A 14167-nucleotide genomic window follows, 5' to 3' on the forward strand; every position below is an offset into this window, starting at 1 on the left:
AAAAGAATTCACATAGTATATTTTTGGTAAATAAACATACTTTTAAATATAGTCTTCATAAATGATTGTTGTTTGGTTGAAAAGAATATAACCAAATGAATACATTATTAAAATAATTATTACAATTTAGATTAAATTTATATTTTTTTCCATTGTGAATAAATTTTTTTATTAGATAAGTTATTATTTTTAAATATTAATTATGAGTAATAACTTGAATGGTTACTCTTTCACTGATAGTGTGTAACTTTTTGTGAATCGCCATTCTGTGTATTAATTAATTTATTAAATGTTTTTTAATATATGGTAGATGTTTTTCTTATAAAGTAGTGATTTTATGTTTAAAAGTATGATTTCTTTGTTATTTGTACAAGGAAGCAATTATTTAATACCATTATTGACATTACCATATTTAAGCCGCGTTTTGGGTATCGATGGTTTTGGTAAATATGGTCTAACATTATCAACAATACAATATTTTGTAATGTTAGTTGATTTTGGTTTTAATTTATCAGCAACAAAAAAAATAGCAGAGATTCAAAACGACAAAAAAAAATTATCTATTGTTTTTTATGAAACGATGATTGCAAAAATAACATTTTGTTTAGTGTCTATACTGGCAATTGTTATTTTAGTATCATCAAATGTTAACCATATATTTTCTTCAACGTTATATTATTCGGTAATAATGTTAGTAGGAACTGTACTATTACCAATGTGGTTTTTTCAAGGGATTGAAAAAATACCTGTAATTTCATTTTTAATGGTGGTTACTAAATTATTATCTTTACCTCTGTTTTTTATTCTTGTAAGAAATAATACAGATATTGGTATCGCTATACTTATTCAATCATCAACAAACTTTATTGTTGGATTTTTTGCAATAATTTATATTGTTAAAAATAAGTTATTAGTATCAGTTAAATATAAAGAGCTATCAATTTATAAATCAATCCATGAAGCATCACCAATATTCTTAGCATCTTTTGCAATAAGCTTATATACAATGAGTACAACCATTATTATAAGTTTATCTTCTAATATTGCAGAGGTAGGCTTATTTTCTGCTGCGGATCGATTGAGAGGTGCTATTCTAGGTGTTTTCTTCATTATGGGGAATGTGATTTATCCTCGAGTTAATAAGTTATTAATGAGTGATACTCGTGAAGCTTATCGGGTAATAAGAATGACTTTTGTCATTCAAGGCATTTTGTCAATAGCGATTATATTATTCATATTTATATTTAATAAAGAAATTGTATCAATTTTTTATAGTTCGGAATATAAAAGTGCAGGTGGGGTATTAATGATACTTTCATTTACAATATTATTAACCCTTGAATCAACTGTATTGGGTAATTATATATTATTACCTCACGGATATAAGAAAGAGTATACAATATTACCAATGATTGTTGCTGTTATTCATATTCCACTATGTTATTACTTATCTCATGAATATGGTGCAATTGGAGGTGCAGCTTCAATTGTTATTGTTGAAATGTTGAGTTTTATAATACTATTAATAGTCGTGGCAAGAAAAAATCTTTTACGTAAGATATTTGTTGGAGGAAAGTATGCCTAAGTTATTGTCAATAATTATTCCTGTATATAATGTTGAATTATATTTAGATGAATGTTTGAATTCTGTTTTTAGTCAAGTTAAAGATGATGTTGAAGTCATTTTGATTAACGATGGCTCTACAGATAGATCAGGTGAAATAATAAAAAAATATAATGATGAATATGATTTCAAATATATTCATCAAGTTAACCAAGGTCTATCAGCTGCTCGAAATGCAGGCTTAAAGGAGTCATCTTCGAAATATGTTGCTTTTTTAGATTCGGATGACATTTTAGCTAATGGAATTATTGACAAGATATTAAAGGAAATAAAAATATCTAAAATTGATATCTATAAATTTAAATACAAAAAGTTTATGGATGGTGAAAACTTCGATAAAACTACTTTACCTTCAGGTAATGATATTTTGATTAGTCGGAATGATATTGCAGAAGAAGCTGATTTTTATTGCTGGCAGTATGTATTTAAGCGTTCATTATTTGATGGAATGAGTTTTGATTGTGGCCGATGTTTTGAAGACCAATTAGTTATACCTTTAGTTATCTATAAAGCATCAACATGTAAATTTATAGATAGCATAATTGTTTACTATCGAATGCGAAATTTGAGCATAACGAATACTGTTGAACTCTCTCATGTTGATGATGCTTTATTTGGATTGTACCGATATTCAAATAAATATAGTGAAGACAAAATTTATTTCTCCAAAATTTTAGCTGAGCAATACATATCATTTTTATCTAAATGTGCTAGGGCTGATCATCTAGACCATTCACATGTAATGAATGCAATGCAAGAGGTTAATAAAATCATCTCTATAAATATGATAATAAGCTCAAAGAATTTAAAGGCGATAATATTTAGAGTATTTAGCAAGTTTATTTTTTATAGATTACGTATAGTAACTAAGAAAGATTATGCTTGATGTGAATAAATTTTATTTTTTATTTTGTATTTATTGTTAAATTTGGTTTTAAGTGTTATCGATTTTCCACTTATTCTATGAAATATAGATGTAACTTTATCCTAACATTTTACGTAAATACTAATTAAGCATAGTTCACGATAGATAAATTCACAGTAAATATGTTTTTTATTGTGAATTTAAAAATTTAGCTAATAAATGACATATAAGAATAATTTATCTCTAAAAGCTATTGTAATTACTATTTTTTATGGTTAGTATTGAATTCAATGGGTTGTGTTCAATCTACATTAAATAAAATTTACCGTTATTATTTGATGACAAATACATATCTATTATTAATATGATGGATATTAGATCGTGATACTTATTTCTGATATAAAAATACTACGATGATAGATAAAGACAAAGATAAAGATGAAATAGATTTTTTTGAGTATGTAAAAATAATCAAAGACAATCGCTGGTTTATTATATTCTCGATGATATTTTTTATTGTCGTAGGTGTTTGTTATGCAAAATTATCAACGCCTGTTTATCAAGCAAATGTAATTTTTAAAGTTGATAATGATAAATCTAGAATAAGCAATTTAGGTCAAGATATTGCTAATTTGTTTTCATTGTCATCAAGCACTGTTGTTGAAACTGAAACTATTAAATCACGTAAATTTTTAAGTCAAACTATAGACGATTTAAATTTACAAGTAGTTGTTACACCAAGAAAAAAATCATTTTTTAAAGATGTTTTATCTAAATTATCGCATGATCCAAAGAAGGTTAATGTAGGTAAATTAGTAGTAAACAATAAGCAGAACGATCATTTTGAACTGATTGTTACCGATGCGAAGCTTGGATATTACACCTTAATTGATAAGTTAACAAATACGCAACTTAAGGGGCGGGTTGGAGAGCTAGAAAAAACTGCAAATTATAGTATTTTGATTTCTTCAATCAATGCTCATAATGGCGACGTTTTTGATATTAATGTCTTAGATCAATATCAAGCAGCTATCAATTTACAAGCTAAATTAAAAGTTAATGAAATAGGTAAGCCTAGTCTTGACGGTGCTGCAATACTTCAGGTTTCAATAACCGGTACAGATAAAGAGAAGATCCAAGAAATATTAGCCAATATCAGTAAAAATTATCTGATGTTTAATAAAAAACGTTATGCTTTGGAAGCTGCGCATAGTTTAGCTTTTCTTAAAGCAGAAATGCCACTTGTAAAGAAACGTTTAATTGTATCTGAAAATAAACTTGAGCAATATCGTGAAAATCACGGCTCAGTTGATCTTAATGTTGAGTCAAAGTTAGCTTTAGATTCGTTGGCTAATGTTGAAAATCAGTTAAATGAATTAGTATACCAAGAGAGTAGTGTTGCAACTAAATATACTAAAAAGCATCCAATTTATATTGCTTTAATAAAGAAACGACAAATACTTTTAGCTGAAAAAGCAAGATTGAGCGCTAAGATAGATAAATTTCCAACGACTCAACGTGAAGTATTGCGATTATCTCGAGTTGTTAAATCCGACTCTCTGATTTATGAACAATTAAAGCAAAAAGAGCAAGAACTAAGTGTTGTTAAGCGGACGGCGATTGGAACAGCAACTATATTAGATAGTGCGCATAGTTTAACGCAGCCAATAAAACCTAAAAAGACAATTATTGTAATTATGTTTACATTTTTAGGGTTTATTTTATCAACAGTTATTGTGCTTTTAAGATATATGACAATAAAAGGCATTATATCAACACGTGAAGTTAATGAACTTGGTTTCGAGATGTATGGAAATATTCCTTATTCAAAAAATCAGTCACAGTTAGCGAAGGATGAAAATAATAAATTATTAGCTATTAGTCATGATGATGATATTGCTATCGAAGCGTTACGATTGTTGAGAGCAAATATCTATTTTCTACAAAAGAAAATGGAAGCAAATATTGTCATGTTATGTAGCCCTGATATAGGTTCAGGTAAGTCGTTTATAACTACTAACCTAGCTACATTATTTGCTAAGTCTAGGAAAAAAGTATTAGTTATTGATGCTGATATGAAAAGTGGAGCTATTGCTGATCTTTTTTTCAATAAATACACGAGTAGGATTAAGTAATTATTTAAAAGAAGAGGTAACATTAGATGAGATTATTAATTCAAGTAAACTAGTTGATAATCTTGATGTCATTTGTTGTGGTGAACTTGTTGATAATTCTTCTGAACTGTTAATGACATCTAAATTGGAATCTTTAATCACTAAAGTATCATCTGACTACGATATCGTGATTATAGATACACCTGCGAGTTTAGCTGCGTCTGATAGTGTACTTATTAGTGAATATTGTAAATTACGTTTAGTTGTTGGTTATTTTAGTAAAACATCTACGAAAGAGATCATGACATTGAAAAAAATATTTCTAAAAAATGATATCGATATTACAGGTTTCATTATTAATGGTATTGATGAAAAATCTAGTGTTAATTGTGAATTTTCACATTATACAAAGTAGTTCAGATTAGTAATATTAATGATTTCTAATATGTATCAGTTCGATTATATATATAATGTTATACCATTTTTAATAGTTACATTGTTAAGTATTTCTTGTATCAATAAAAAGGCAAACGAAATTTGTCTTTTTATTGCTGCTATTGTTGTTTATGGTATTGTTTCGTCTAGAGGACTAGGCGTTGATCGTGATGCATTAGTATATCATTCTGTTTTTAATGCTGTTCGTAATATACCTTTTGGCGAAATATCCAAATATTCATCTGTGATAGGGCAGGAAGTAGGTTTCTTATCTCTAGAAAAACTTGCTAGTATTTGTGGTTTAGATTTTTTTGAATTTAGATTTGCATTTAATCTTTTATGTTTAATTGCTTTACTTTATATAATATTCGAGTATATCCCTGGTAAATTCCGAATAATATCATATTTTATATATGTATCTATGTTTTTATTATTCAGAGACTTTACTCAAATTAGATTGTGTTTTGCATGTTTATTATCTGCAATATCAATACTAAAAATGTTAGAGAATAAGCCATATAAAAGCTTTCTTTTATTTTATATTGCTGTGTTGTTCCATAATACATCATTAATTGTATTTGGTGTTTTATTGGTTGTACGATTTGTTAATGAAAAAATATTGTACAATATTAAGTTTGCATTATTTGTTATTTCTATTTGCGCTTTTTTATCGATATTAAAGCCTGCGAATTATTTAATAACTTTACCATTTATGCCATCTCAATTAACACGATACCAGGGGACTAACGATTTAAGTGGTGCAACATTAGGCGTGAATTTCATTTTCTCTATCGTTTTAGCTGTTTTATTAGCTTTTTATTACAATAGGAAAGAAAAGAGAAATATTGGTTATAAATATCTTTATATATCAATGTTAGGGTCAACTTGCATCGCATTAGTATTTAATGGTGTCCCTATATTAATGAGAATGCAATTACTATGTTTTACTGGATTTATTTTTTTTCCGGCAATTTTATATGATATTTTTATGAAAAAGTCGTTGCTTGGAAACTATATATTTCAATTAGCAATTGCTGTTGTATTTGTTCTTAATTTTTATAAGAACTTATCCTCAGGCATTGTCTATGCTTATGTACCTTTTTGGATAAGATAAAATGTTAACAATATTTACTCCAACGTTTAATCGAGATGCTCATTTGATTAAATGTTACAACAGTTTATTAACACAAAGTTATCGTGATTTTGAGTGGCTGATTGTTGATGATGGTTCAACTGATTCTACAAAAAAAAGTCGTTGAAGCATTTCAGGAAGAAAACAAGATAACAATTAGATATATCTATCAGGAAAACGCAGGTAAACAATCAGCTTGGAATCGTGCTGTATTAAATGCTAATGGAAAGTATTTTATAGGCGTTGATTCTGATGATGCGTTAATTGAAGATTCTTTAGCATTGTTTTTTGAAAAATATATTCCAATGATTGAAAACAATGATGAAGTTATCGGAATTCGGGCTTTATCTAAGCGCGAATCATCACAAACAGCAGATAGTACTTATTCTATTGATAATGAATATTCTATTAATTCATGGTTTGATGAGTTTGGTAGTCGAATTATTGGAGAGAGAATTGATATTTTCAAAACGAATATTTTAAAGGACTATCTATATCCTGTGAACGATAAGATTAAATTTGTTCCTGAAATCTGGTTTTATTCAACAATATCGACGAAATATAAGTTTTTATATGTTAATAAATTTTTGGGTTTTTTCTTTGATGATCACGCTGATAATAGATTGAGTCGTTCTGCTTTAGAAAAACATGCGAAAGGGCATTTAATTTCTCGTTCAGCGATGCTAAAAAATATTCCTCTTCGTTGTTTTTTAAGTAATCCAGTAGCATTCGTTAAAACGATTATTCGATGGATTCAAGCTTCATATTTTGTTATTAAGAATAAGTAATGAAAAAAATTGTTTTTTTTACCGGTTCATTGAACCGCACCGGCGGTACAGAAAGAGTTGCTGCCATTATTGCTAATCAATTGTCTGAAAAAGGATTTTCTGTTCAATTTTTAAGCTTGTATGATGGAGAACATTGTGCTTTTCCACTGAATGACGATATCAAAAAAGATACTTTATTTGAATATAAATTGGTTTTCAAAAAACATTACCATAAGGTAATTGCTAAATTAAGAAAATATATTAAGTCAAATAATGTAGATGTACTTATTAATATTGAATCTATGTTGGCCTTGTATTCAGTACCTGCTTGTTTGGGAATAAATATAAGGAATATTTGCTGGGAACATTTCAATTTTGATGTTGATTTGGGATTGAAACTTAGAAAGATATCTCGACAAGTTGCAGCATTTTGTTGTGATGATGTTATTACATTAACTGAAACAGATAAAAATATTTGGTTAAAGAATGCTCGTTGTCGCGCTAATATTACGGCAATTTCAAATCCAGCATCTTTTGAGTTAAGTCAGCCTCGACAATCGGTAAATTCGAAAATTGCAATTTCAGCTGGACGTTTGACTTATCAAAAAGGATTTGATTTTTTATTAGATGCTTGGGCTTTAGTGATTAAGCAACGACAAGACTGGAAGTTACGTATTGTCGGTAGTGGTGAAGACGAGGCTGCATTAAAGGCACAAGCAGAAAAGCTTGGTTTAACAAATCATATTGAATGGATTTCTCATGTAAGTGACATGAAAGAGCAGTATCAGTTAGCTGATTTGTATGTCATGAGTTCTCGTTTTGAGGGGTTACCAATGGTGTTATTAGAAGCTATTTCTTCTGGTTTACCTTTGGTCTCTTTTGATTGTAAAACGGGTCCGAAAGAAATTATTGATTCAACGTGTGGCTGGTTAGCAAAAGATGGTGATATTTCATCATTAGCAGAGAAAATATTAACAGCATTTACAGTTTTTGATAATGATGAAGAATATGCGAAATATAGTCAAGCTGCTATTAATAAATGCCGTTCAGAATTTGCTATTGAACCTATTATAAATCTATGGATGAAGTTATTAAATAATGAAAAATAAAATTTGTTTTATCACAACAGACTTAGGTATGGGCGGAGCTGAACGACAGATATGCGACTTAGCTGATGAGTTATGTGATTTGGGCAATCAAATTATGATAATTTCATTAACAGGAAAACAAGATGTTAAACCTAAAAATCCTGATATTGAAATTGTCGATCTCGGCATGGAAAAAACATTTTTAGGCCTACTCAAAGCGCTTTATTCTTGTCATTTTGTAGTGAAAAAATTTGCTCCGAATGTGGTTCATAGCCACATGATTCACGGTAATATGTTTGCTCGACTATTAAGATTGTTCACGAAAATGCCAAGATTAGTATGTACTGCTCACAATACAAATGAAGGCGGTAAAGGGCGTATATTAGCATATAAATACACAAACTTTTTAGCTGATATTAATACAAATGTTAGCGATGAAGCAGTAGAAGCTTTTGTAAAATCTGGTGCGGTAAAAGAAAATCAAATGATTACTGTTGGTAATGGATTTGATGATAAAAAATTTGTTTTTTCACCTGAAGCAAGAATATTAAAACGTCAAGAATTAGGTATTGATGATGATACGTTTTTATATTTAGCTGTTGGACGATTAGAAGAACAGAAAGATTATCCTAATATGTTAAATGCAATGGTTATTGTTGTAAAACATGCCGTTGAACAGGGTAAAAAAATTAAGCTTGCTATTATTGGACAAAGTTATCTTGAGCAAGAATTAAAACAATTAACTAAAACACTAGGTTTAGATGATTTTGTAACATTCCTTGGCTTACAACGTGATGTTGAATGTTGGCTTTCTGCTGCTGACTGTTTTGTCTTATCATCTGAATATGAAGGTTTTTGTTTAGTTACCGCTGAAGCTTTATTAACACAATGTTTGGTTGTTGCAACTGATTGTGGTGGTGTAAAAGAAGGTGTTGGTGATGGTGGCTTTGTCGTTCCACCACAAAACTCAAATGCTTTAGCACAAGCGATGATAACAGCATTAACGTTACCTGCGGAGGAAAGAGAAAAGTTAGTTAAAAAAGGAAGAGATAGAATTGTTAATAATTATTCTATTTCGGCAATAACAAAGAAATGGTTGGAAATATACCAGAGTAAATAGAAATGAAAAAAGTTTTAATCTTACATAACTCAACAAAAACAGCTTACTTATTCAGATATAATTATATTAAAAAATTAATTGAAAGTGGGCATAAGGTTAAATTGCTATCAGTCTCAGATGATCATTTATCTGAGGAAAAATTAAAAGAAATTGGTGTTGAATTAGTCTTGATAAGAAAAAGTAGATTTAGTCTTCTCTTTTTTTATATGAAGTTATTATCTCTTGGTCGCTGGGCCGATGTGATCATATCTCATTTCCTAGCAGGAACAATGCTATTATCGCCAGTTCTTTTTATATTTAGAAAAAAAAGTTACAGTGGTTGTAGAGGGATTAGGTACTTTAGGAGAGTTAAATCCCAGATTTCTTGTTATCATAAAAAACATAATATTTTCAATGTCAGCTAAAAGAATATTTATGAACAAGGATGAATATTCTAAACTAGGTAAAAACGGAGATCTAATTTTAAACGGCATTGGTATTGAATTAGATAAATACCAATGTAAAAAGAATGAAATATTAAACAACAAAATTAAAATATGTTATGTAGGAAGGTTAATCCGACAGAAAGGTGTTGATGACTTATTTCATATAATAGATGAGTTATGCAATAAAGGTATTGAATTTGAATTTCATTTCTTTGGTGATATTTATCCATCTAATCCATCATCATTAAATGAATCAGATGTTTTACACTTTAAAACTAAATTTAAAGAAAAAGTGTTTTTTCATGGTTTTAAACAACCAATCATGAATTATCTTGATAAGATGAATGTTCTTGTATTGCCATCACGAAGGGAAGGTTTTCCTGTTGTAGTTATGGAGGCTAATGCTTTAGGAATTCCTGTGTTATGTTATGATGTACCAGGTTGTATTGACAGTGTTGTCGATGGAGTTAATGGTTTCATTTCTAAAAATGGCGATTATTCTTCGATATGTGAACAAATAATTTATTTATCTACATTAAATGAAAATCATTTTGAAAAATTATCACAGTCTTCTCTTCAATTAGCAAAAGATAATTTTGATGCCAATGATAAAAGTAAGACATTTATTAAGTATATAATTGGTGAATAATATATAAATATTGTTTGTTTTTTAGCAATCAATATATCCATCAGTTCAATTATTTATCTTTATTGTCGTATTGAATCTATACTGAATAGCTTTTGAGTTAATGATATTTATCGAAGCTATACTGTTATAATTACTAATTAATGAATATATAAATGAAATTACTGATTTAGCACATATATTTTATTATATATGTGCTTTTTTTATGTTTATATTTACAAATAGTAATACTTTTTTTTTATTTTTAATGTTGTTTAATTATTGAAACATAGATTAAAGTAACTTACATGTAACTATAGTTTGTTGTAAATAGGTGTATTTGATGAAAAAGAAAAACTCTAGCTTTTCTCGACGAGCATTTATGAAAGGCACATCAATGCTAGTTGGAGGTGCTGCCATTGGTAGTTCAGCATATGCTAGCGAAATTAAGACGGTAGTTGCTCAAAAAGAAAGTAATAAAAAAGATCCTGCAAATATTATTATTACGAATAATGCTAGACTTCTCTTTTCTAAGTTAATAGTTAATAGTGATATTATTACATGTGATGAAATCATATTTGGTTATAAATCATTTAGAAATAGTTGCCCTAATAAAAATGAAACTATTAATGATAATGAAATCGTTTATCGTTCTGATGTTGTTGAGCAAGCCCGTATTGATAATAACTCAGTGATATTTACAACAATACTATCTAATACCGTTGGTGACTTTATCTTTAATTGGGTTGGTTTATATTCTACTGAATATGATCTTCTCATAGCCATAAATTATCCTGATGTGACAATTAAAAAAGAAGATGATGGTATTTTAATACAATCAATGATCTTAGAGTATCCAGAATTAGCAAAGCTCACTAATATTACCAATAAGCCTAAAACTTGGCAATTTGAGACAGTGAAACGTATAGAGCAGATTGATCATAATTTGTCTCAAATGATCATTGACCAGAATGGTAAATCTTGGTTTATTGATGATGGATTTTTAGTATCAAAACAAGATAATAATCTAAAAATACATGCTGGTTATGGATATTTAGATGGTATTCGAATTGAACTAAATAAGGATGTAATTCTTGATTTTTCTAAAGATGAGTATGTTTATTTAGATGTTTATTACAAAGAGTTAGCTCTTGGTGAAAAAAAAAGCCATACTAAAAATCGTTTCGAATAAAAATGTCGTAGATGATTATACAGATAATAATGATAATTCGCATAAGATCTATAACCTTTGTCATATAGATTCAGATGGTGTTTTTCAGGATTTACGCCAGTTAGGGAAATTGGCAAAAAAAATCTTGGGTAAAAAATTCGGTGAACACGCGTCAATATTATGCGCCTGATTATATAAGTGATCTCGCACACTCATCACAAGAAATGAATGAACTTATTAGTAATGTTCAAGCAAATGGTGGGGGAGATATTATTTTAGGTGATCATGAATACGGTGTTAACCCTGTATTAAAACAAGATGATGGCTATAAAACTGGTTGGCACGTTCCTTACACACCAGGACAAGGACAATCACAAACAAAAAGTATCTCTTTTATTTTAAGTGCAGGAACCAAAATTCGTGCCTTATCAAATAATATGATTATTCTGCGCGCATCCAATAATTTTACTCGAATTTGTGGTTGCGGTGCTTTTTCATCGGGATATCGAAATGTATTGCATATTGGTTTTATTCCTAACGATATGAACCAATCAGAAGCAGGTTCTCAACAATTTTGTTATGTATCGACCAAAATATCATTTTCAGGTGGTTATTCTTGCGTTGTATTCCAACCAGCAGCAACAATAGAGGGAAGTAGTTCTGGTAGCTATTACCATTCGATTGGTTTTAATTTTTATGATGTTAGTTATCCGGTATGGTTTAAGCAACCTACTTATTCCGATGATAACCTCACCACGACTACTTTTTTAGATGGGATTAGAGGCCATTTATGTATAAGTGCAGGTAAATTTGAAGCATGTGATGTATATATGCAAAACTGCGCTTTTGAAGGTATGAGTGGGGAAGTTATTGATTTTGAGACTGCTGGCGCGTGTAGTAATATCCTCCATAACTCATTGAAAATATCAAATACGGATTTTGAAGCTTTTCAAGGTGCTAATCATTTATCTCGTTGGGGCGTTATTTTAGGTAATAATGTCAAGTTTGTGGGTGGGCTGGTTGAGATAGATCAAACTAGATCGCCTAATGTTCAACACGGTAAGCAAGTTTTTGGTTCTTTTGGCGAAGTAGATGTACATACACATGTTATTGAGCATACGGTAGGAACTGGAGAAAGTGAGAAAAAAATATCTCATATTATGGATCATACAGGCTATCTGCAATATTCTATTAAGTGTCCTGTAACTATTGATGTTGCGAACTATAACTTTAATTGTTCAGTTAATTTTCGTCAAAAGGAAACTCTTGTTGGTGGTGATTTAGCTGGAGGGGTAGAGTATCGCCAAAATAGTACGGAATATGGACATATTATATTACCTGGAAGCACCGACTTAGCGAATGGCGGTTATGGTTATGGTGTTTGGATGGTTGAAGATCTTCCGGACTATAAACCTTTTTATGTTAAAGATTATAATCATACAACTAAATATATGGTTGAATCTGATGGCTCGGTATTAAATGCTACAGGTTCTTATGGTGTGATATCAGATCCTAGAACTAAAACTAATTTTGAGGATTGTAGAGATTATACTGCAGATTTAATGAAATTGCGGATTGGGACTTATAATTCTAAGGTTACAGGAAATAAACAGATTGGTTTATTAGCAACAGACTTACAAAAAATATTTCCTTCTTTAGTCGCTAATATCAATGAGATAACTTTAAATGATGGCACTATAGTTCAAGATTGTTTAGTTGATAAATCCACACCGTTAATATATATGCTTATTAAAGTAGTTCAAGAACAACAGAAAAAAATTGAACAATTAAATGAAAAGCTATTATTAATAAAATAAATAACCACCAAGCCTTAACTACGGTTAAAACAATTGTCACAACAACTATAATCAAAGTAGAACAGCCGTTATTTTTAATGGCTGTTCTTATATCTGTTTTATTATTTGTTAGTTACTGGTTTATTGGGTGAGTTGTTGCATAAGTACGCATTAGCAAACATAGTTACTGAACTTGAGAAATCAAGTGATTGGTAGAGATAGATTGTATCACCACCTAATTCAGCTGCCTTGCTACGCATTTGGTTTAATGTACCCCAAACCATATCTTTATCAGCATGGAACCAGTAATCATAAAAATGGCCTTCAGAGCCATATACTATTCCTAAGCGTTGACAATTCTCTATTGCTTTTACATCATCCCAAATCACATCTACTTGATTAGACTCAGAAGTCGGAAAAGTGACACAGCCGCTTAATAGTAATGTTGAGGCTAACATTGAGCTAACCAGAATATTTTTCATGTAAAGTTCACGAACAAAATAAATGTCGCGCGAGTGTATGTAAATCGGTGTAACAGGCAAGCAAATAAAACTAGTAGTTAGATATATATAACATTATTATTGCAGAATATTGGTGTTATGTGCTGGTTAGTCCTATAAAGGAATGCTTGATCGAATAACGTTATTTATTTGTTGGTGATTTTTTAACTGTATTTTTGAGTAATAACATAAAATTTTTGAAGTGAGGCATAAAATCTATAAAGAGAGGATGCTTGCGGTTTGCCATTAATATTGGACCTAATAACCGTAATGAAACACCTATTTTTGTTGCTTGAGTTGCATCTAACCCACTATTTTTCTTTAAATTATCAATGATGTTAAACAGGTTTTCTCTATCTTGAAATTCAAATTGCATCGTTTTTGGAACAGCAGTCTTAGGGTTTAACTCTTCAATAGTAATACGGTAACAATTTTCGTTAGTATTTTTATCAGACATAAATAAAATCCTATTTGAAATAAACAGCAATGTAGTTGATAATATCAA

Annotated in this window: 15 protein-coding genes; 13 read left to right on the forward strand and 2 right to left on the reverse strand. The window is 29.5% G+C overall.

What is annotated here, in order from left to right; genetic code table 11:
* Positions 1–337 precede the first annotated feature (337 nt).
* The 13 genes from BTN98_RS05015 to BTN98_RS05070 all read left to right on the forward strand — a co-directional run bounded on the left by BTN98_RS05015 (position 338) and on the right by BTN98_RS05070 (position 13183).
* On the forward strand, positions 338–1585 hold the full coding sequence (locus BTN98_RS05015; protein WP_060998018.1) for an oligosaccharide flippase family protein: 1248 nt from the start codon (positions 338–340) through the stop codon (positions 1583–1585).
* Positions 1578–2510, forward strand: a complete 933-nt coding sequence (locus BTN98_RS05020) for a glycosyltransferase family 2 protein (protein ID WP_060998019.1) — start codon at positions 1578–1580, stop codon at positions 2508–2510. Before BTN98_RS05015 ends, BTN98_RS05020 begins: the two co-directional genes overlap by 8 nt.
* 392 nt (positions 2511–2902) lie before the next feature.
* Complete coding sequence (locus BTN98_RS05025) at positions 2903–4624, forward strand: GNVR domain-containing protein (RefSeq protein ID WP_105029953.1); 1722 nt, start codon at positions 2903–2905, stop codon at positions 4622–4624.
* Positions 4581–5018, forward strand: a complete 438-nt coding sequence (locus BTN98_RS05030) for a tyrosine-protein kinase family protein (protein ID WP_146107003.1) — start codon at positions 4581–4583, stop codon at positions 5016–5018. The genes BTN98_RS05025 and BTN98_RS05030 overlap by 44 nt, the downstream gene beginning before the upstream one ends.
* Positions 5019–5048: 30 nt before the next feature.
* Positions 5049–6152 (forward strand): EpsG family protein, encoded by a 1104-nt coding sequence (locus tag BTN98_RS05035; RefSeq protein ID WP_060998021.1) that lies wholly within the window; start codon positions 5049–5051, stop codon positions 6150–6152.
* 1 nt (position 6153) lies between these two features.
* Positions 6154–6297: a glycosyltransferase family 2 protein gene (locus tag BTN98_RS20830; RefSeq protein ID WP_205853511.1), complete on the forward strand. Its 144-nt coding sequence runs from the start codon at positions 6154–6156 to the stop codon at positions 6295–6297.
* On the forward strand, positions 6260–6958 hold the full coding sequence (locus BTN98_RS05040; protein WP_205853512.1) for a glycosyltransferase family A protein: 699 nt from the start codon (positions 6260–6262) through the stop codon (positions 6956–6958). The genes BTN98_RS20830 and BTN98_RS05040 overlap by 38 nt, the downstream gene beginning before the upstream one ends.
* Entirely contained in the window at positions 6958–8046 is a 1089-nt protein-coding gene (locus BTN98_RS05045) for a glycosyltransferase family 4 protein (RefSeq protein WP_060998023.1), read from the forward strand. Before BTN98_RS05040 ends, BTN98_RS05045 begins: the two co-directional genes overlap by 1 nt.
* On the forward strand, positions 8036–9145 hold the full coding sequence (locus BTN98_RS05050; protein ID WP_060998024.1) for a glycosyltransferase: 1110 nt from the start codon (positions 8036–8038) through the stop codon (positions 9143–9145). The genes BTN98_RS05045 and BTN98_RS05050 overlap by 11 nt, the downstream gene beginning before the upstream one ends.
* A gap of 2 nt (positions 9146–9147) precedes the next feature.
* Positions 9148–9549, forward strand: a complete 402-nt coding sequence (locus BTN98_RS05055) for a hypothetical protein (RefSeq protein WP_105029955.1) — start codon at positions 9148–9150, stop codon at positions 9547–9549.
* Positions 9550–9559: 10 nt separating this feature from the next.
* Positions 9560–10219: a glycosyltransferase gene (locus tag BTN98_RS05060; protein WP_167390198.1), complete on the forward strand. Its 660-nt coding sequence runs from the start codon at positions 9560–9562 to the stop codon at positions 10217–10219.
* Between the two features lie 319 nt (positions 10220–10538).
* Entirely contained in the window at positions 10539–11387 is an 849-nt protein-coding gene (locus tag BTN98_RS05065) for a phage tail-collar fiber domain-containing protein (protein WP_105029957.1), read from the forward strand.
* A 140-nt stretch (positions 11388–11527) separates the two neighbouring features.
* On the forward strand, positions 11528–13183 hold the full coding sequence (locus tag BTN98_RS05070) for a tail fiber domain-containing protein (RefSeq protein ID WP_105029958.1): 1656 nt from the start codon (positions 11528–11530) through the stop codon (positions 13181–13183).
* Positions 13184–13284: 101 nt separating this feature from the next.
* Here BTN98_RS05070 and BTN98_RS05075 read toward each other — a convergent pair whose 3' ends face one another.
* Both BTN98_RS05075 and BTN98_RS05080 read right to left on the reverse strand, forming a co-directional pair.
* The gene (locus BTN98_RS05075; protein ID WP_060998027.1) at positions 13285–13644 is read right to left on the reverse strand and encodes a DUF4156 domain-containing protein; all 360 of its coding nucleotides are present in this window, start codon (positions 13642–13644) and stop codon (positions 13285–13287) included.
* A gap of 160 nt (positions 13645–13804) precedes the next feature.
* Entirely contained in the window at positions 13805–14119 is a 315-nt protein-coding gene (locus tag BTN98_RS05080; protein WP_060998028.1) for a DUF3861 domain-containing protein, read from the reverse strand.
* Positions 14120–14167 lie beyond the last annotated feature (48 nt).

The sequence above is a fragment of the Photobacterium aquimaris genome, from assembly GCF_002954455.1.
Classification (GTDB): Bacteria; Pseudomonadota; Gammaproteobacteria; order Enterobacterales; family Vibrionaceae; genus Photobacterium; species Photobacterium aquimaris.